Source organism: New Jersey aster yellows phytoplasma, assembly GCF_002554195.1.
GTDB lineage: Bacteria > Bacillota_I > Bacilli_A > Acholeplasmatales > Acholeplasmataceae > Phytoplasma.
Genome location: NZ_MAPF01000058.1, coordinates 1 through 20,882, shown reverse-complemented (window position 1 = coordinate 20,882; position 20,882 = coordinate 1). Strand labels below are relative to the sequence as shown.

At 29.1% G+C, this 20,882-nt stretch carries 16 protein-coding genes and 1 pseudogene; all 17 read left to right on the top strand.

Annotated elements, in window-relative coordinates; all coding sequences use genetic code 11:
• The 17 genes and pseudogenes from fba (at position 1) to BBA70_RS02825 (ending at position 20,874) form a co-directional block, all read left to right on the top strand.
• A pseudogene (fba, locus tag BBA70_RS02900) lies at positions 1-866 on the top strand (class II fructose-1,6-bisphosphate aldolase).
• 710 nt (positions 867-1,576) lie between these two features.
• The gene (locus BBA70_RS02895; protein WP_011412825.1) at positions 1,577-2,773 is read left to right on the top strand and encodes a phosphoglycerate kinase; all 1,197 of its coding nucleotides are present in this window, start codon (positions 1,577-1,579) and stop codon (positions 2,771-2,773) included.
• Positions 2,774-2,910: 137 nt separating this feature from the next.
• On the top strand, positions 2,911-3,918 hold the full coding sequence (gene gap / locus BBA70_RS02890; RefSeq protein ID WP_011412824.1) for a type I glyceraldehyde-3-phosphate dehydrogenase: 1,008 nt from the start codon (positions 2,911-2,913) through the stop codon (positions 3,916-3,918).
• Positions 3,919-4,205: 287 nt separating this feature from the next.
• Positions 4,206-4,886, top strand: coding sequence for a hypothetical protein (locus tag BBA70_RS02885; RefSeq protein ID WP_011412823.1), 681 nt, complete (start codon positions 4,206-4,208; stop codon positions 4,884-4,886).
• Between the two features lie 92 nt (positions 4,887-4,978).
• Entirely contained in the window at positions 4,979-5,638 is a 660-nt protein-coding gene (locus tag BBA70_RS02880) for a hypothetical protein (protein WP_011412822.1), read from the top strand.
• A gap of 97 nt (positions 5,639-5,735) precedes the next feature.
• Entirely contained in the window at positions 5,736-7,439 is a 1,704-nt protein-coding gene (locus BBA70_RS02875) for a M3 family oligoendopeptidase (protein ID WP_011412821.1), read from the top strand.
• 184 nt (positions 7,440-7,623) lie between these two features.
• The gene (locus BBA70_RS02870; RefSeq protein ID WP_041639900.1) at positions 7,624-8,439 is read left to right on the top strand and encodes an ATP-binding cassette domain-containing protein; all 816 of its coding nucleotides are present in this window, start codon (positions 7,624-7,626) and stop codon (positions 8,437-8,439) included.
• The gene (locus tag BBA70_RS02865) at positions 8,415-9,275 is read left to right on the top strand and encodes an ATP-binding cassette domain-containing protein (RefSeq protein WP_011412819.1); all 861 of its coding nucleotides are present in this window, start codon (positions 8,415-8,417) and stop codon (positions 9,273-9,275) included. Before BBA70_RS02870 ends, BBA70_RS02865 begins: the two co-directional genes overlap by 25 nt.
• A gap of 12 nt (positions 9,276-9,287) precedes the next feature.
• Positions 9,288-10,331 (top strand): energy-coupling factor transporter transmembrane component T, encoded by a 1,044-nt coding sequence (locus BBA70_RS02860; protein WP_083755013.1) that lies wholly within the window; start codon positions 9,288-9,290, stop codon positions 10,329-10,331.
• Between the two features lie 89 nt (positions 10,332-10,420).
• Positions 10,421-11,671 (top strand): serine hydroxymethyltransferase, encoded by a 1,251-nt coding sequence (glyA, locus tag BBA70_RS02855; protein ID WP_041639897.1) that lies wholly within the window; start codon positions 10,421-10,423, stop codon positions 11,669-11,671.
• A gap of 490 nt (positions 11,672-12,161) precedes the next feature.
• Positions 12,162-13,082: a ribosome small subunit-dependent GTPase A gene (gene rsgA / locus BBA70_RS02850; protein ID WP_011412816.1), complete on the top strand. Its 921-nt coding sequence runs from the start codon at positions 12,162-12,164 to the stop codon at positions 13,080-13,082.
• A gap of 167 nt (positions 13,083-13,249) precedes the next feature.
• Positions 13,250-13,735: a GTPase gene (locus tag BBA70_RS04000; protein ID WP_425312277.1), complete on the top strand. Its 486-nt coding sequence runs from the start codon at positions 13,250-13,252 to the stop codon at positions 13,733-13,735.
• Positions 13,717-14,298 carry a DUF933 domain-containing protein gene (locus tag BBA70_RS03995; RefSeq protein ID WP_425312276.1) on the top strand — a complete coding sequence of 194 codons (582 nt, stop codon included), beginning with the start codon at positions 13,717-13,719 and terminating at the stop codon, positions 14,296-14,298. The genes BBA70_RS04000 and BBA70_RS03995 overlap by 19 nt, the downstream gene beginning before the upstream one ends.
• Before the next feature lie 129 nt (positions 14,299-14,427).
• Positions 14,428-17,139 (top strand): isoleucine--tRNA ligase, encoded by a 2,712-nt coding sequence (gene ileS / locus BBA70_RS02840; RefSeq protein WP_011412814.1) that lies wholly within the window; start codon positions 14,428-14,430, stop codon positions 17,137-17,139.
• Positions 17,140-17,964, top strand: a complete 825-nt coding sequence (locus BBA70_RS02835; protein WP_252861622.1) for a YitT family protein — start codon at positions 17,140-17,142, stop codon at positions 17,962-17,964.
• A gap of 154 nt (positions 17,965-18,118) precedes the next feature.
• On the top strand, positions 18,119-20,254 hold the full coding sequence (locus tag BBA70_RS02830) for a cation-translocating P-type ATPase (protein WP_252861621.1): 2,136 nt from the start codon (positions 18,119-18,121) through the stop codon (positions 20,252-20,254).
• Entirely contained in the window at positions 20,251-20,874 is a 624-nt protein-coding gene (locus BBA70_RS02825) for a cation transporting ATPase C-terminal domain-containing protein (RefSeq protein ID WP_252861620.1), read from the top strand. The genes BBA70_RS02830 and BBA70_RS02825 overlap by 4 nt, the downstream gene beginning before the upstream one ends.
• Positions 20,875-20,882 lie beyond the last annotated feature (8 nt).

Below are 20,882 nucleotides of genomic sequence, written 5' to 3'. Positions count from 1 at the left end.
ATGTTAACTTCCGATAAAAATGTTCTTTTAAAAGCACATCAACAAGAATACGCTATAGCTCAAGTAAATATTAACAATTTAGAATGGACCAAAGCTGCTTTACAAACTGCCGAAGAACTAAAATCACCTGTTATTTTAGGAGTATCCGAAGGAGCTGCAAAATATATGGGAGGACTTAAAACAGTCGTTGCAATGGTAAGAGAACTAGACGCCTTTTATAATGTCTCTGTTCCTGTTATTTTGCATTTAGATCACGGCTCTTATGAAGCCGCCAAACAAGCAATGGAGGCAGGTTTCACTTCTGTTATGTTTGATGGCAGTCATTATGATTTTGCCCAAAATTTAAGCAAAACCAAAGAAATCACTGAAATATGTCACCAAAAAGGACTTTTAATAGAAGCAGAAGTTGGGGGCATCGGTGGTGAAGAAGATGGCATTATTGGTAAAGGAGAAATTGCAGATCCTCAAGAATGCAAACAAATTGCTGATTTAGGTGTTGATATGCTTGCTGCTGGAATTGGCAATGTGCACGGTAAATATCCTGATAATTGGACAGGACTTGATTTTAGTGTTTTTGCAACAATTAGAGCACTTACTAAAAAACAAATGCCCCTAGTGCTGCACGGAGGAACTGGCATTCCTGAAGACATGATTAAAAAAGCTATTTCTTTGGGAGTAGCAAAAATCAACGTCAATACCGAATTTCAATTAGTTTTTGCCCGAGCCACTAGACAATACATCGAAGAAAAAAAGATTTAACAGACAAAGGCTTTGATCCGCGCAAGTTATTAAATCCCGGTTTTTTAGCTATTAAAGAATTAATGAGGCATAAATTAGCTCTTTTTGGTTCAATCAACAAAGCCTAATTATTTAATATTAATAATTTCTAATTTTAAATAACTTCCTTAAAAAAATATAGTTACCATTAAAAAAAACTTCCTTTTTTATATTTTATAGAAGAAAGGTCCAAAATATGGTAAGTTCTAATACAAATATGAACACCAACAATACTATAGTTATTGTTTTATTAGCAATTAAAACACTTGTAACTATTATTTGTTGGTATTTTAGCTTTGTGCAGTTATTTTAAAGGAAAAAACGAAACCAAACTTTTTGTTTTATTAAGAGTGGTTAATTAAAGATGTTAAAATTAGGTTAACTGAATACGATAATTTCAAATTAAAAGAAAAATCTTCTTTATAAATTCAATTTATTGTTGAAAGAATTAATGATTTTGAAAAGCAACGGTTAATGAGAGGCGAAATGTTTTTTTTAACTTTTGTAATATGAGTTTTTACCAATCGCAAATAAAACCTTATAGAAGGTGAACTTGATCAATGCTTGGAAGAACTAAATGTCATTAAAGACGAATTGCCATAATCAACAATCGAAAAAATTAAAAAACATAAACACTAAAATAATAATCAATAATTTAAAAATTATTATTACTCTAAACATTTGATAAAATAAAACAAATTTATAATAAAAATGACACAATCAAAACTAACTATTTACTAATTTATATTAAAAATAACTTAAAAATAATTAATATTTATTAAGTGAAAGGCATAAATGCATGACAAAATCCTTAACTAATATGAACATTACAAATAAAAAAGTTTTATTACGAGCAGACCTAAATGTTCCTTTAGAAAACGGCGTTATCACAGATGACAACAGAATTAAGGCTATTTTACCCACTTTACAATATTTGGTTAAGCAAAAAACTAAAGTTATTATTTTTTCTCATTTGGGACGTGTAAAAACTGAAGCTGATAAAGTCCATTTTAGCTTGCAAGTGGTAGCTGAAAAAATTGCTTTTCATTTGCAACAAAAAGTAAAGTTTGTTCCAGAAACCCAAGGAAAAATCTTAAATCAAGCTGTTTGCAAGATGCTTCCAGGGGATGTGTTAGTAGTACAAAACACTCGTTTTGAAGATGTTCCTTTCAAAAAAGAAAGTAAAAACGACCCCGAATTAGGCAAATATTGGGCATCTTTAGGTGATATTTTTGTCAATGATGCTTTTGGAACATGCCACCGCACCCATGCTTCTAATGTAGGCATTGCAACATATATCAAAGAAAAATGTTTTGGTTTTTTGGTCGAAAAAGAAATATCTTTTTTAAAAAAAATTGTACAAACTCCTCAAAGACCTTTGGTTGCTGTTTTGGGTGGCTCCAAAGTATCTGACAAAATTGGAGTTATTCGCAGCCTTTTGCAAAAAGTTGATGTTCTTTTGATAGGTGGAGGAATGAGCTATACTTGTCTTAAAGCCAAAGGTTTTAACATAGGTACTAGTTTGCTAGAAGCAGACAAAATCCCTTTAGTAAAAGAATTATTAGCTTCTCCAGAAGTCAAAAAAATCGTTTTACCTAAAGATTTTGTTTGTGGAAAAGAATTTTCGCCAACAACACAAGTAGCTGTTTATAGTTATGATAATATTCCTGATGATGTAATGGGACTTGATATTGGACCTAAAACAATTGAACTTTTCACAACTCATTTACAAACGGCTCAAACGGTTGTTTGGAATGGTCCTGTAGGAGTGTTTGAATTTGAACAATTTTCTAAAGGAACCAAAGCTTTAGCCCAAACAATAAGTAATCTTTCACCCAATAAAACTACTATTATTGGTGGCGGCGATAGTGCTGCTTCAGTCTTTAAATACGGTCTAGATCAAAATTTCAGCCATATTTCTACTGGTGGGGGCGCTTTTTTAGAATTTTTAGAAGGTAAACCAATGCCGGGGCTTTCATGCATTGAAAAACTGTAATCACAACCCCCCCTATTTTTATTTTATTTTTCAATCATTTTTTAAAATTACTAAATATTACAAACATCACAAAAAATAAATAGATCCATTATTTACATTAAAAAAATATAAAAAAAGAAAAAGAGGTTTAATTAATTATGAAAGTTAAAGTAGCAATTAATGGTTTTGGGCGTATCGGTAAATTAGCATTTCGTCTTGTTTTTGGAAATCCTAAATTTGAAGTAGTAGCTATTAATGATTTAGCAACTTTAGAAACTATTTCTTATTTATTAAAATACGACAGCATTCAAAAACCTTACAAATTAGACGCTGTTAGTTTTGAAGACAACTATTTAGTAGTTGAAGGACAAAAAATTCCTGTATTTCGAGAAAAAAACCCTCAATGTTTACCTTGGAAAAAACTAGGAGTAGATATTGTTTTAGAATGTACAGGTTTTTTTACTAGCAAAGAAAAAGCATCTTTTCATTTAGAAGCTGGAGCTAAAAAAGTGTTAATTAGTGCTCCTGCTATTGGGGATGTAAAAACAGTTGTTTACAATGTTAATGATCAAATCCTAACCAAAGAAGACGCCATTGTAAGTGGGGCTTCGTGTACTACTAACTGTTTGGCGCCTGTTGTTAAAGTCTTAAATGATAATTTTGGCATCAACCAAGCTTTTATGACTACTGTTCACAGTTACACCAGCGACCAAAGTTTAATTGATCAAAACCATCCCAAAGGCATTTGGACACGTCGTGGTAGAGCTGCAGCCTTTAATATGGTGCCAAGTTCTACTGGAGCTGCCAAAGCTATTAGTTTAGTTATTCCTGAATTAAAAGGAAAACTGGATGGTACAGCAATTAGAGTTCCTACAATTACAGGGTCTTTAGTTGACATTACCGCAGAACTTATCCAAGAAACTACTCCAGAAACCATCAATGCAGCTTTTAAAAAAGCTGCTAATGAAACTTTAGCCTACATTACAGATCCTATTGTTTCCTCGGATGTTATTGGAACAAGTTATGGTTCTTTATATGATTCTCACACTTTGCAAGTCCTCAAAGAAAAACCTAAATTTATTAAATTAATATCTTGGTATGACAATGAAATGAGTTATGTTAGTCAATTAGTAAGATTGCTTCACAAAGTAGCAACTTTAGTTTAATAATTTTTAGAATCTATCTTTTTTATAAATAAAACTCCTTAGACCATTTTTTGAAAGTGGTCTACTTTCTTTATTTTCTCCTTTGCGACCATTATAAAATATTGCTATCACCTTATTATTAATTAAATTTATTATCAATATCTTTTATTAATAATTTTCTATTGGCGGCGATCATCCCCATTCTTTATTTCTCCGTTTCCGCCCCTTATTTTATTTTTTTACCTCAATTATTACTTTACTTGATGAAAAGTAATTTTGATATTTTTTTAGAAAGAAATTAATCTCATATGCTAAAAACCAATAACAAAGCAACAAAAGTTTTCTTTTCTCCCTTGCAAAAACACATTATTGCTTCTACTTTGTTAGGATTAACAATTGTGTTAGAATTTGCCTATGATAAGTTAGGTATTGCCAAAATGGGAGCAAATATAGGTTCTTTTATTAAAGTTTCTCTCCTTCCCTTAATTTTAATTGGTTTTTTATTGGGAAAAAAACATAGCTTTCTTTTTTGTTCTCTTTATGCTTTGTTTCACCTATTTAAAGCTATTTTTTTAAGTGAATCAAACAACATTTTAGCTTATATGCAAGACCAAAAAATGCCTCCCTTACAACAAATTGCAGTTTTGCTTTTAGATTATCTTTTAGTTGATTTATCTTATAGTCTTTCTTTTGTTTTTTACACCCCTAATTTAAAATATTTTGATAATTATAAAAGAATTTTACTTAATTTATTAATAGTCTTTACCTTTGTTTTTGCTTTTAAATGTTTAGCTTCTTATTTTATTTGGTTGCCCCTTATTACAAATAAACAAAATTATTTCCCCTTTTTAGCTCCATTAAACTACAACCCTATTATTTGGTGTTTGTGTTATAATTTAATCCCTGTTTTTAATACTTTTTCCTTTATTTTTATTTTTTTGTTTTTCTTAAATCCTAGAATTAAAACCTACCTTAACTATTATAGATAATTTTAGCCCCCTCTTTTTTTTATCAATGTTGTCAAAGAACATTTTATTAATATAAATAATAAAATTACATACACAAAGAAAAGAGAAAAACTATGAATAATAATTTTAATCGCAATCAAAAACTTTTAAGACAAATCATCCTCACTTCTTATCTAACTTCTTTATCAATTATTTTAACTAAAGTTTTTTATACATTTGGTAATCAAACAACTACTTTTACAACTATACCAGGGTTAAAGATTTTTAGAATCCATACGGATTTTCTTGTATATGTGCGCTTTTTGCCTTTAATTGTAATGTCTTTTTATGTTCCTTGGTATCTTTCTTGCATTGGGGCTTCTTTGGCAGAGGCTATCGGTTTTTATTTAATGCCCAAAACTCAAAGTTTTGGATTTGAACCTTTTGCCAATCTTTCTTGTGTTATTTGCTTTGCTTTGTTGACTGGTTTATTGTTGCAAAAAAAAGACTATTTTTTAAAATTTTATTTAGTAATTACCCTTGTTTCTGGATTGTATCAAGTATGTAATTGGTTTAATGTATTAAAATATCGTTTAAAAATAGATCTTTTTAAAAAAACAACTTGGCAAGTTAAAACTCCAATGAAAACAATTTTGATTGAAATGCTCAAAGTAGATTTGTTTATTAGATTATCATTAGTGTTTGTGACTTCCTTTTTTGTAGTTATCCTTTTAAAGGAGCTGTTTAAAAGATTGCAATTTTTAGCGGATACTTATGAATTCGATAAGAAATAATCAAATTTATTAATTTATAATTAAAATATAGTTATTCGACAATAAAATTTTTTTCAAATCAAAATAAATAAAAATTAAAAAATAGGATTAAACCAAAGTGAAATTTCAAGATTTTGAATATCAAAGAGTTGATATTAATCAAACCAAACAAACTATTTTGTATATGATAGAGTCTTTTTTGGATGTTTCCTTACCAGAACAAATTAAAATTATTAACCGTCTTAATTCATTAATGGACGACATCAATTCCATGTTTACTTTGGCAGAAATTAGGCATAGCCTAGATGTAAAAGATACTTTTTATCAAGAAGAAAAACATTTTTGTGACCAAAATGCTCCTTTGATAACCGAATTGCAACATCAATTTAGTCAAACTATGATAAAAAGTAAATATTATGACGCCTTAGTTCAAGAATTTGGTTCCTTGTTATTTGATCAAACCAAACTATTTTTAAAAACATTTGACCCCAAAATTATTCCTTATTTAAAAGAAGAAAATGCTTTAACAACCAAATATCAAAAATTAATTTCTGATTTTTCTGTTTCTTTTGAAGGTAAAATTTATAATTTAAGTCAAATGTCTCCTTTTTTGGAATCATCCCAAAGGCAAACTAGAAAAAACGCCCAATTAGCTGTTTCGCATTTTTTTGCTAAAAACGAAAAAGAATACGATCTTATTTATGACCATTTAGTGAAAACGCGTACTAAGATGGCTCAAATATTGGGATATTCCAACTTTGTTGCCTTAGGTTATGATCTTTTAGGACGAACTGATTACGATGCTAACCAAATTGCAGATTATCGTACCAACATTTTAAAACATGTTTTGCCGTTTTATACCATGACTCAAAAACGTAAATCCAAACATTTAGGCATTGCTAAATTGGAAAGCTATGACAAAAGTTTTAATTTTGTAAGTGGCAATCCCAAACCTCAAGGAGGAGTTGTTTTTCAATTATCCCAAACACAAAAAATGTATCATGCAATGTCTCTCCAAACCAAAATATTTTTTGATTTTCTCTTAGAAAAAAACTTATTAGATCTAGATAGTAAACCCAACAAAACAGGCGGTGGATACTGCACTTATCTTCCTAAATATAACGCTCCTTTTGTTTTTGCTAATTTTAATGGCACAAGCCATGATGTAGAAGTTTTGACTCATGAAATAGGGCATGCCTTCCAAGTTTATCAAAGCCGTCATTTAATTCCTGAATATCGTTGGCCTACTTTAGAAGCAGCTGAAATTAGTTCTATGGGAATGGAATTTTTAGCTTATCCGTGGGTAAAAGATTTTTTTGCTCAAGATGTAGACAAATATCAATTTCTACATTTATATCAATCCCTTAATTTTTTACTTTATGGTGCTTTAGTGGATCATTTTCAACATGAAGTTTATCAAAATCCTCAAATGACTGTCGCCCAAAGAAAAGAATGTTGGCGAAATTTGGAAAAAGAATATTTGTTGTTAGAAACTTATGAAGGCGACCCTTTTTTAGAAAAAGGTACTTTTTGGTTTCGCCAAAGCCACATTTTTTCTACTCCTTTCTACTACATTGACTATACTTTAGCCCAAATTTGTGCTTTAGAAATTTGGCTTTTAAGTCAACAAGATTATTCCCATACTTGGCAAAAGTACTTAAAATTATGTCAATTAGGCGGTTCACAAACTTTTTTAAACCTTTTAAAAACTACAGGACTTACTAATCCTTTTGAACCCAATCATTTAAAAAACATCGTTTCTTTTGTAACTTGTTATTTGCAAAAAATTGATGATACTAAATTTAATTACTCCATTTTATAAAAATTTTTCCACCTTTTCATAAAAACTCAATCTTATTTTTTATTTTATATTGTGATTTACGATTCGTTGCAAAAGTGGTTTTCTTTTTTTCAAATTTATAACTACTCAAAATAAATCAACTATTTCAAAAATGCCCCTTCACAACTATCAAACATTCAAACAAAGAAAGAAAAAATTTAAAGTTATGATATCTATTCAAAATTTAACTTTTTATTATGGTTGCAATCCTATTCTCAAAGATATTAATTTAACCATTCAAAATAATTCTTGGGTTTCTATTGTTGGTCATAATGGCTCGGGAAAATCTACTTTAGCCAAAATTTTATTAGGACTGCTGGCTTTTAACAAAGGACAAATTGTAATTGACAATATCGTTTTAAATGAAAAAAATTTGCCTATTTTGCGACCTAAAATAGGTATTGTTTTCCAAAATCCTGATTATCAGTTTACAGGACTTACTGTAAGAGAAGATATTGCGTTTGGATTGGAAAATTATAATGTTTGTAGAGAAGAAATTATAGCCAAAGTTTTGAAATATGCAAAAATGGTAAAAATAGATGATTTATTAGATAAAAACGTGAATCAACTTTCAGGAGGACAAAAACAACGTGTAACAATTGCCTCCATTTTAGCTATGGAACCTGAAATTATTATCTTTGATGAAGCAACTTCTTTTTTAGATCCTCAAGGTGCTTTGGAAGTGCAAAAAATTATTCAAACCATTAAAAATAAAATTTTGATTACCATTACTCATGATTTAGATTTTGCCTCTAAAAGTGATGAAATTATTGTTCTTTATCAAGGAAAATTAATTACCCAAAGACCACCTAAAAACCTTTTGCAAGACCCTTTATTTTTGCAACAATATAAATTAACCCCCCCTTTATCATTGCAGCTTTACTATGAAATTTTAAAAGACAGCACCACCAAAAAAATTAAAAATAATCAAATGTTAGAAAATTTAAAGGATATTTTATGGCAATACAATTTGAAAAAGTAAGCTTTTATTATAATAAAAAAATCCAGCCCACCCAAACAAAAGCTGCCGCTTTATCTGATATTAATTTAAAAATTAATTCTCAAAATGAATTTATTGCTTTAGTGGGGAAAACCGGCTCAGGCAAATCGACTTTAGTGCAATTAATGAATGCTTTGCTTACCACAAATATAGGAAAAGTAACAGCTTACGGCACTACCATAACTTCTAAAACCAAAAAAGAGCTATTAGTTCCTTTGCGCCAAAAATTAGGCTTAGTTTTCCAATTCCCTGAATATCAATTATTTGAAACAACTGTTTTAAAAGATGTAATGTTTGGAGCTGAAGTTTTTTTAAATAACAAACAACAAGCCCAAAAACAAGCTCTCAAAACTTTAGAACAAATCAACATTCCTCCTGCTTTACATCAAAAATCTCCCTTTCAAATTAGCGATGGGCAACAAAGAAAAGTAGCTATTGCAGGTATTTTAGCCATGCAGCCTGATATTTTAATCCTTGATGAACCTACACGTGGTCTTGATTTGGAAAGTAGTTCTGATATTATGGAATTTTTACAAATTTTGCATCAAACATTTCACAAAACCATTATCATTATTACTCATGATATGAATTTGGTTGCCCAATATGCAAAACGTGTTTTGGTTTTGTCTCAAGGAAAATTGCTTTTTGATGGTACAAAAGAAAATTTTTTTGAACACTCCCACTTTGAGCAATTTAACTTAGATATTCCTGATACTTTTAAAATTTTAAAACATTTAAATCAAACTTTAGGAATTCCTTTTAAAGCACACTATTGTTTTATCACCCTTGCTCAATATTTAAAAGAATTTTATTGCTAAAAGGTATTATTGATGAAAAATAATGATTTTACAAATAATAATTTATCCCGCGCCCCTTTATCGCGTTGTTTTTTGTACCAACTCCATCCTTCTATCAAAATTCTTGCTTTTATGCTGTTGTTAGTTTTTATTTTAAAACTGCCTATTAATGTTGATCATATCGCCCAAAAGCAAGCTTTTATTTTTGCAAATCCCAAATACATTACTTTATTTTATCTTTTTTTTATGTTAGCTTTAATGAGCCTTTGTTTCTTTTTTGGAGTAACTTGGAGTTATTTTTGGCAAAGAATTAAACATTTAAGATTTGTTTTTGTTATTTCTTTGTTAATAAATTTAGTTCCTTTGGAAACCGTTTCTTGTGATGCTTTTATGCAAGCTTCCATCCCTATTTTAAGTTATACCATCAATTCTTTTTGGTTGTTTGTAATATGTATTTTATTGTATAATTTCACTAAAAAATATACCCCTTTTAAATTATCTTATTTGTTATTTTTATTTTTTTGTGTCTTTGTTATTCCTTCATATTTTCCTTCTAATATACAAAATATTTTGGGATGCGAACCTAAAAAATATATATTGCAAACGACTTCTTTTCTAAGAATTTGTTTTATTATGACAAGATTGTTTTTAATTGTTATGTTGTTTTTTTTATTCAATAAAATAACTTCTTTTATTGAAATTCAAGATGGTCTAGATATTATTTTATCTCCTTTAAAAAAACTCAAAATTTCTACTGAAACTTTTACTTTGATGCTTTCTTTAATTTTTATGGCTAATTCTTTTTTATTGCAAGAAACCAATAAAATTTTAAAAGCTCAGACAGCAAGAGGCATGGATTTGCACAAAAAAAATATTTTTAAAAGAATTAATCATCTTTTAGCCTTGTTGGTTCCTATTTTTGTGTTGGTTTTTAAAAGATCTTTGGTGCTTTCCAACGCTATGGAAGTAAGAGGTTATGTTTTGGGAGCTGCTCGCACTAAAATGATTACTTATCGTTTGAAAATAATTGATTTTATAACCATAAGTACTATTTTTGCTCTATTGTTTATCAAATAAATTTGTAAATGATTTTATAAATACTTTTGTTTTTCCAATAATTATATTAAATGCCCAAAAATACAAAAAGAAAAAGGTTGTGCCCAAAAATGAATCAAAAGTTAGGATTAAAAGACCAAGATCAAGAAATCTTTGATCTTATTGAACAAGAAAAAGCTAGACAAAAAGAAAATATCTTATTAATTGCTTCTGAAAATTTTGTTTCTCAAGCAGTATTAGACGCCCAAGGAAGTATTTTGACCAACAAATATGCAGAAGGCTATCCTCAAGCTAGATATTATAATGGTTGTAAAAATGTAGATCAAATAGAAAAAATCGCCATTCAAAGAGCAACCAAGTTGTTTGGTGCTAAATATGCAAATGTCCAACCTCATTCAGGCTCACAAGCAAATATGGGAGTATTTCAAGCTTTATTAAAACCTGGTGATAAAATTTTAGGATTATCTTTAATGGATGGAGGACATCTTACTCACGGTCATAAATTAAGTTTTTCTGGTGGATTTTACGAAGCTCATTTTTATAATGTCAATCCCCAAACTGAAATGCTTGATTATGATGAAATTCGTAAAGTTGCCTTAGCAGTTAAACCTAAATTAATTATTGCAGGATATTCAGCTTATTCTAAAACTATTAATTTTAAAAAGTTTCGTCAAATTGCTGATGAAGTAAATGCATATTTAATAGCAGATATTGCCCATATTGCAGGTTTAGTTGCTTGTGGTCTTCATCCTTGTCCCTTTGAAGCTAATGCCGATGTTGTTACTTCTACTATGCACAAAACGCTGAGAGGACCGCGTGGAGGTTTGATTTTAACTAATAAAGAAGAATTATTTAAAAAAATTAATCGTGGCATTTTTCCTGGTATTCAAGGAGGACCTTGCATTCATACTATTGCTGCTAAAGCTGTTGCTTTTCAAGAAGCTATGATGCCTTCATTTAAAGAATATCAAAAGCAAGTTATCAAAAATGCAAACACCTTTGCTAAAGCCTTCCAACAAAAAGGTTATCGCATTGTAAGTGGAAGCACTGACAATCATTTATTTCTAATTGATGTTAAACATAAAAATACTGAGTTTACAGGAGCCAAAATCGCAAACATGTTAGAAAAAATAAATATTGTTGTCAATAAAAATACTATTCCTTTTGATCAAGAAAAACCTTTTGTAACAAGTGGTATTAGAATTGGCACACCTGCTATGACAACAGTAGGGTTTAGAGAAAATGATTTTGTTGCAGTTGCAGATTTGATGGACAAAGCTATCAATCACTTGGACGATGAGTCTTATTTATCCCAAATTAAACAACAAGTTTTGGCTTTATTAAGTAAGTTTAATAAATAAAAAAACGACATCCCTATTTTCAACCATAAAAATAACTATTTTGTAATCTTACAATTTTACCATTGCCTAATTATATTGACAAAATATTAATAAAAAATTAACAAAAGACTCCTTAATAATAAGGAGTCTTTTCTTTTTTATGTAACAATTTTTGCCAGAAAACGTCAGCACATTTTTTATTTTTTTGTTATAAACATTCTATTTGTAAAATTCGCATCCATAAAAAAAATTAGCAAATAAACTCTGGTTTTGCTTATTTAAATCCATTTTATCTTTATATGTAATTATTGTTTTTTTATATGTTATAATAAAAATAATTAATGATTTTTTTAATTAACTATAAAAAAGTTGCTCAAATTATAATAAATTATTATCTAGCATATTTTTCATCTCACACGTAGACAATTTAAAAATTTTTAAAAAGTAATTTATACAAAATAAGAAAAAAAATAATTAAAAAGATTTCACAATATAAAAAAGGAGTTATTATTTGGAAAAAGCTTTAGTATTAAGATTTTTGGCTGGAGTTTATTATATTAAAGATTTAGAAACTCAAATCATTTTGGAAGCTAAAAAAAGAGGCAAATTAAAAACCCTTGTTATCAAAACTACCCAAAAAGAAAATAGTTCTGCCTCTGACTTTATTATTAAAGTAGGTGATATTGTGCTTTATGAACTTTCTTGTGATACTTATTTAATTCAATCTATTTTGCCTCGTAAAAATGAATTAAAAAGACCTAATGTTGCTAATATTGACCAGGTATTGCTAGTTTTTTCCTTAGTAAAGCCCAATTTTCAATTTCTTTTATTAGATAAGTTTTTATTAATTTTAGAACAACAAAAATTAGATGTAGTTTTGGTTTTTTCTAAAATAGATTTGTTAGAACCCGAAAACTTTAAAACAATGCAACAACAATTATCTTATTACCAAAAATTTCAACACTTTTATTATATCAACTCCAAACAAAAAATAGGAATAGATGCCCTTAAACACATTTTTGCTAATCAAATTACAGTTTTGGCAGGACAAACCGGAGTAGGGAAATCCACTTTACTAAAAGTCTTAATTCCAGATGCCCAACTCAAAACACAAGAAATTTCTGAAAGTCTTGGCAGAGGCAAACATACCACTAAAAACGCACAATTATACGATTTTAATGGGGGATTTATAGTTGATACTCCTGGTTTTTCTAAGTTAGACTTAACTACTTTTTCCCCTAGGACTTTAAAGAATTTTTATCCTGATTTTTTAGAACATGTTTGTGATTGTTTTTTTGGTGAAAGTTGTTTCCATTTACAAGAAGAAAAATGCGGCGTCAAAAAAGCCTTAGAAAACGGCCAAATACTTCCCTCTCGATATCAAAATTATGTGATCTTTTGCGAAGAAATAAAAAACCAACCCAAATATTAGTTATTTTTTTCAACATTTTTTATATCATCATTTCAGAACTCAATTTAAGAATTGCTACAAGATTATATTTTATCTATTTTTTACACAATTTTATAACCATATTTTGCCCCTCAACAAAAAACTACTCCCTATTTTTACAAAATAAAATACTATAAGGAAACTCAAAAATGAAAGTCGGAATTATTGGTTTGCCAAATGTGGGCAAATCTACTTTGTTTAATGCTTTAACTAAAATGCAAGTTTTAGAAGCTAATTATCCTTTTGCCACTATCGAACCTAATGTTGGCATTGTAGAAGTGTCAGATTCGCGTCTCCAAACTTTATCTCAAATTTTTCAATCTCAAAAAACTATTTCTGCTTTTATAGAATTCAAAGATATTGCAGGTTTGGTGTCAGGAGCTTCCAAAGGTGAAGGTCTTGGCAATCAATTTTTAAGTCATATTCGCAATGTAGATGCTATTTGTCATGTGGTTAAATGTTTTGAAGACCCAAATATTGCTCATGTGAAAGAGACAAATAATCCTGTAGAAGAAATTGATATTATTCAAACAGAACTAGCTTTAGCAGATTTAGAACAAATTGAAAAACGATTACTTAAACTAGGAAAACAAAAAATAAACTTAACAAAGAATTATTGCAAGAAAAAGCGTTAATAACCAAAATCAAAACCCACTTAACTACCCAAGATTTAAAAAAATTGGTTTTTTCGGATGAAGAATTAAAGCTTGTCAAAACCTTTAATTTGTTATATTTAAAACCTTCCCTTTATTTAGCTAACATCAAAGAACATGATTTATTATCTTTGGATTCCAACGTTTTTTACCAACAAGTTTTAGCTTATGCTACTAAAGAATCCAAAAAAGTAATTCCTTTGTGTGTGCAATTAGAAAAAGAAATATCGTCTTTAGATTTTGCAGAAAAGCAACTTTTTTTAAAGGACTATGGTCTTTTGGAATCAGGACTTACTAAATTAATTCAAGAAAGTTATGATCTTTTAGATCTCCAAACTTATTTTACTGCAGGACCTAAAGAAGTTCGCGCTTGGTCTTTTAAAAAAGGTCTTAAAGCTCCTGAATGTGCTCGCATTATTCACACCGATTTACAAAAAGGTTTTATTAAAGCTGAAGTTGTTTCTTACTTTGATTTATTAGAAACCAAAACTTTTCAAAAAAGTAAAGAAAAGGTAAAGTTCGCATTGAGGGTAAAGAATACATAGTTAAAGATGGTGATATTATTACTTTTAGATTTAATATTTAATTTTCATTTTTTCATTTAATTTTAAACTTTAATTCCGAATAACAAATAAAGCAATTTAACAACCCAAAAATAAGGAGATAAAAAAGATATGACAATAAATTATAAAACAACTCTTTTGATGCCAAAAACCGATTTCCCTATGAAAGGAAATTTAGGCAAAAACGAAATCAACATTCAAAAAAATTGGCAAACACTTGACTTATATCAAAAAAAATTACAACAAAATCAAGATAATGCCTCTTTTATTTTGCACGATGGACCTCCTTATGCTAATGGCAATATTCATATGGGACACGCCTTAAACAAAATTTTAAAAGATTTTATTATTCGTTTTCGGAGTATGCAAGGTTTTTACACTCCTTTTATTCCTGGTTGGGATACTCATGGTTTGCCAATTGAGGCAGCAGTTCTTAAAAAAACTTCCAAAAAAGCTTTTACTAGAAAATCTTTCCTAGATAAATGCCAAGAATTTGCCTTGGAAAATGTTAATAATCAAAAAAAGCAATTTCAAAGATTAGGGATTTTAGGAGATTGGCAAAATCCTTATTTAACGTTGGATAAAACTTTTGTTGCTGATCAGGTAAGAATTTTTGGAAAAATGGTTGCCAAAGGTTTAATTTTTAAAGCCCTTAAGCCAATTCATTGGTCACCTACTTTAGAATCTGCTTTAGCAGAAGCAGAATTAGAATACCACAATCACCAATCTCCTTCTGTTTATGTTGCTTTTAATATGAAAAAACTAGATATTTTTGATAATGTGGCTTTGGTGATTTGGACAACTACCCCTTGGACTTTGCCTGCCAATGTAGCAATTGCGGTTCATCCTGAAAAAGAATATCAATTAATTGAAGTTTTACAAAAACGCTATTTGGTAGGAACTAAAAACATTCCTTTTCTTCAAAAAGTTTTTGTTTGGAACCCAGAAAACATCAAATTTATTTCCACTTTTGAAGGAAAAACTTTAGAACATTTAACTTATCACAATCACCTTGCTTCCAAACCCGGAAAAATTATTTTATCACAACACGTTTTGGATGAAGAAGGAACGGGGCTAGTCCACATCGCTCCAGGACACGGTTTGGACGATTTTTTAGTAGGTCAAAAATATAATTTAGATGTTGTTTGTAGCATTGATAAAAAAGGTATGATGACAGATGTTTCCCAATATCAAGGTCTATTTTACACTAAAGCTAACGAAGCTATCATCTCTGATTTAGAAAAAAACCATTCTTTGCTTAAAGCAGATGTGATTTCGCACTCTTATCCTCATGATTGGCGTACTAAAAAACCAGTTATTTCTCTTGCACTTCCTCAATGGTTTGTCTCTATTAAAAAAATTAAATCTCTTTTGCTAGAAGAAGCCCAAAAAGTTAAGTGGATTCCACGTTGGGGGGGATTAAAAATGACTAATATGATTACTAATCGCGAGGATTGGAATATTAGTCGTCAAAGAACTTGGGGGATTCCCATTCCTATTTTTTACACCGAAACCCAACAACCCATTCTAGATTTAAAATTAATTAATCATGTAGCTGATTTATTCGAACAGCACGGAATGTATATTTGGTATGAATGGGATGTAAAAAAACTACTTCCTGAAAACTACACCCATCCCCAAAGTCCTAAAAATTTGTTTACAAAAGAACTAGATATTATGGATGTTTGGTTTGACTCAGGAACTTCTTATAGTGTTTTGAAAAAACGTAATCAAGTTTTACAAAGTGATGTTTATTTCGAAGGATCTGATCAATATCGTGGGTGGTTCAATTCTTCTTTAATTATTTCTGTAGCCACTCAAAATCAAGCCCCTTATAAAACTGTTATTACTCATGGTTTTGTTTTTGACGGAGAAGGCAAAAAAATGTCTAAATCTTTGGGCAATGTTATTGATCCATTAACTGTTGCTGAACAAAAAGGAGCAGATATTATTCGTTTATGGGTTGCAAACATTAATTATAATCTTGATGTACGCATTAACTCTTCCATTTTAAAACAAGTAGAAGATCTTTATCGTAAAATTAGAAATACCTTCCGTTTTATGTTAGGCAATTTAGATAATTTTAAAAAAGATACTAATTATATTGCCTTTGAACAAAGAACTTTTATCCATCAAGCAATGATGCTAGATTTTGAAGAAGTGTTAAAAAACGTATTACATTCTTATGATACTTATAATTTTGAAGGTGTGTTAAGACATCTATTCCCTTTCATTACTAATAAAATTAGTGCTTTTTATCTAGATTTTGCTAAAGATATTTTATACATTGAAAAAGAAGATTACAAAGAAAGAAAGATGATTCAATCAACTATTTATGATTTGTTGTTATCGCTTTTACAAGTTTTAACTCCAATCATTCCTCACACCACTTCGGAAGTTTACGGCTTTTTTCCTTTTGCTGCTGAAAAAGATATTTATTTAGAAAAAATGCCACAACCCAAAACACGACCAACTTCTCATCTTTTATTAGAATATCATAAATTTTTAATATTAAGAAAAAATGTTTTACAACATTTGGAAAAAGCAAGGCAAAGTGGACTTATTAATTCTTCTTTGCAAGCCCATATTACGTTATCATTAACCCAAGAAGAAATGCATGCTTTGGATGTTTTACAAATTAAAGATCAATTACATCAACTTTTTATAGTCTCTAAAGTAACACTTCAATTAAAAGATACTTTTGATGTTAAAGTTGCTAAGGCTTCTGGATATGCTTGTAAAAGATGTTGGAACGTAGTTATCAACAATCCCCTTAATCCTTTGTGCACACGTTGCCAAAATATATTGAAACAAAAGAAATAGGTGTATTATGAAAAATGGCATAGAAAATATTGCAAAATTCCCTCCAACAAAGAAAAAAAACAATATGGTCAAGAATTTAAAAAAATATTACTTTTATCTTTATCCTTGATAATATATGTTTTAGTTTCTGTTTGGGCTTTTGATTGTACCCGAGATGGCGGATATAAAACCGATCTTTTTCCTACTGGGGTTATTGGTTTAGGTGATGTAATAGGTAAATTATTACATAAAGCAGGAAAGATTGAAACCCATAATATTATAGTTATTGCTGGTACTTTTTACTTTGTCATTAATGTTTTCTTTTTGTTTTTTATTTCTCGTCGTTATTTAGGTAAATATTTTACCATTACTACTGCGTTTGCAACTGTCCTTCTTTTTGTTTCGGTGTTTTTTATTGAAAATCAAGTTAAACAAGGTTTTTTATTTCATACTGAACGATTTTTTGGAATATTCAAAACTGAAAGTGATTTTTTAAGTGATATTACCAGAGTTTTTTTTGCAGGTATTTTAATAGGTATTTTTAATGGCATTCCTGTAAGAATCGGCGCTTCTACTGGAGGACTTGATATTGTTGCTAAATATTTATCTGTTTATAAGAAAAAAGATATTTCTTTTGTAGTGGAAATGTTTGGTTATATTATTATGATTTTTGGCGCTTTGGGTGTTTTTATTATTGGATATTTTTATAAAGAAACAGGTTTCAAAGAACTTATTACACAAATGTCTTTATCGCTTTTTTATACTGTTTTACGTATTAAATTATCTTCCTTATTTATGGGGTTGATAACTTTTGTTCCCAAAAAAGAAACGAAACTAAACTGCTAAAACGGTTTAGTTTTTTATTTTATTTGAACATTTTACTTATTTTTTATTATTTGTGAAACCCAACTTCATAATATATGCAAAACAAATTAAAATTTTTACTTTTTGCTTTGCACAAAACATTTTTTTGTATTTATTATTAAATAAAGGAATTTTAATGAAACATTCATTTAGTCAAAAAAACCCTGAACAATTGCAAGCATTGTTACAAACCAAAATCACAAAAGGGCTTACTGACAAAGAAGCCTTGCAAAGACTGCAAATTAACGGCAAAAATCAAATCCAATCCCTTACCAAACCCACTTTTTGGCATCAATTCCAACAACAATTTAAAGATTTTTTAGTTATTGTACTTTTGTTAGCAGCTACAATTAATTTTGCAATTGGTATTTTACAAGGCAACAAAGAAGAACTTTTAGAAGGTTTTTTTATTTTGATTATTGTCCTTCTTAACGCCTTTTTAAGTATTTATTATGAAACCCAATCTCAAAAAGCTTTAGCAAATGTTTCGGAAAAAACTTCCCTTAATGCCAAAGTAATAAGAGATAGCAAACATCTTTTAATTCCTATGCAAAATTTAGTGATAGGAGATATTGTTATTTTGGAAACAGGCGATATTATTCCAGCCGATATGATACTTTTAGAAACATTTAATTTATACGTAGATGAATCTTTGTTTACAGGAGAATCGCAAGCTGTTTTAAAAAGTGCTTATGTTTGTTTCAAAAATGAAGTTCTTACTAATCAAAACATGGCTTTTATGAATACTGTTATTTTAAAAGGAAGAGCCAAAGGAGTGGTTTGTGCTTCAGGAATGCAAACCGAAATTGGAAAAATTACCCAGTTCATTACTCAACCTCAACAAGAAAAAACACCATTAGAACAAAATATTGCCAAATTAACTAAAAAGTTAACTTTGACAATTGGTATAATTATTTTCCTTAATGGTTTATGGACTATTTTCAAAAACATTTATAACTCAACTTTTAGTTCCCACATTTTGAAACATACTTTTTTGGATGCCATTGCTCTTGCAGTTGCTGCCATTCCTGAAAGTTTATTAATTATTATGACTTTAATTTTGGCTTTGGGGATGAAAAAACTTGCTCTTAAAAAAGCTATTGTTAAAAATTTAAAAACCTTAGAAACTTTGGGGGATGTTAATGTTATTTGTACTGATAAAACAGGGACTTTAACTCAAAATAATATGACTGTTAAAAAAATTATAGTTTGTAATTCTTTGGAAAAAATAATTCCCTTTTGCGTGGAAGATATTAATGCGCCAAAACCCTTTAATTTGGAAAAGTTACTTTTATTTGGTATTTTATGCAATGATGCTTTGATTAGTGTTACAAAAATAACCAAAGATACAACTTCAAACAACTTAGAAATTATTGCAGATCCTACTGAAAAAGCCTTTATTAATTTAGCTTTGTTTTATCAATATGATGCTTTTGCACTCAAAAAGCAATATCCTCGCTTTGCAGAAATTGCCTTTGATTCCCAAAGGAAATTGATGACCACTTTTCATCATAAAGACGGGCTTATTTATGCTATTACTAAAGGTGCTCCAGAAGTTTTATTGCAAAAATGTAGTCAAGTTCAATATCAAGAACAAATAATTGAAAAAGATTCTAAAATAACAAACACATTAGAAAAACAAATTAGTCAATTAAGTGAGCAATCTTTGCGAGTTTTGGGAGTTGCTTATCGTGCTTTTTCTATTGAACTAGAAACAAATCTTAAAAAAAATCCTAATATTTTTGAACAAGATCTTATTTTTTTAGGGGCAGTCGCGATGGAAGATCCCATTCGAAAAGAAGTTTTGCAAGCTATTTTTAAATGTAATCAGGCACGCATCACTCCGATTATGATTACAGGGGACCATTTAAAAACTGCTTTTGTGATTGCCAAAAAATTAAATATTTTATCCCAACCTCAAGATTTAGCTATTACAGGAGATGAATTAACTCAAATGCCAGAGGAAGAATTTTTGAAAAAATTATTGCAAATTAAAGTTTATGCAAGAACTAATCCTCATCATAAATTAAAAATTGTGCAAGCTTGGCAAAAAAAAGGTTTTGTGGCAGCAATGACAGGAGATGGCATAAATGATGCTTTAAGCATTAAACAAGCAAATGTGGGAATTGCTATGGGAATTTCAGGTACTGATGTTTGCAAAATGGCATCAGATATGATTTTAACAGATGATAATTTTGCTACCATTACGAATGCTTTAGAAGAAGGACGAAATATTTTTAATAATATTAAAAAAAGTTTAGTTTTCTTTTGAGTTGTAATGTTGGTGAAATTATTTTGATTTTGCTTGGTAATTTTTTAGGAATTTTCTTTTTTGGGTGTGATTTTAAAATTTTGACTGCTTTACAAATTCTTTGGATTAATTTAGTCACTGATTCATTGCCAGCGATGGCTTTGGGGATAGAACCACAAGAAAAAAATTTTATGTCGCCAAAAACTTATAATCCTAAAGTCAGTTTACTGAATAAAAAAACTTATCAAAAAATTATTTTGGAAGGATTTTTAATTGGTCTTTTGGCTTTTGTGGCTTCTTTGATAGGTTATCATAATCATGATAGTGATAAAATAAGATATGCTCAAACTTTTGCTTTTATGGTTTTGGCATTTTCACAATTGATTCATGTATGGAATTTGAGAAGTTTTTGTACTTCTGTTTTTAAGTTAAAAATAAATTCTTTTTTGATTAAAGCGTTTGCCATTAGTGTGTTTTTGCAATTAATCATAATTTTTGTCCCTTTTTTAAGAGTTTTATTTCAATTAATTTCTTTAACAACAAAGGATTTTGTAATTATTTTATTGCTATCTTTGATTCCTTTGTTGTTTGTAGAAATAAAAAAAAGATTTTTTCATTTTAAATGCAATAAATGTAGATGATATTAAAA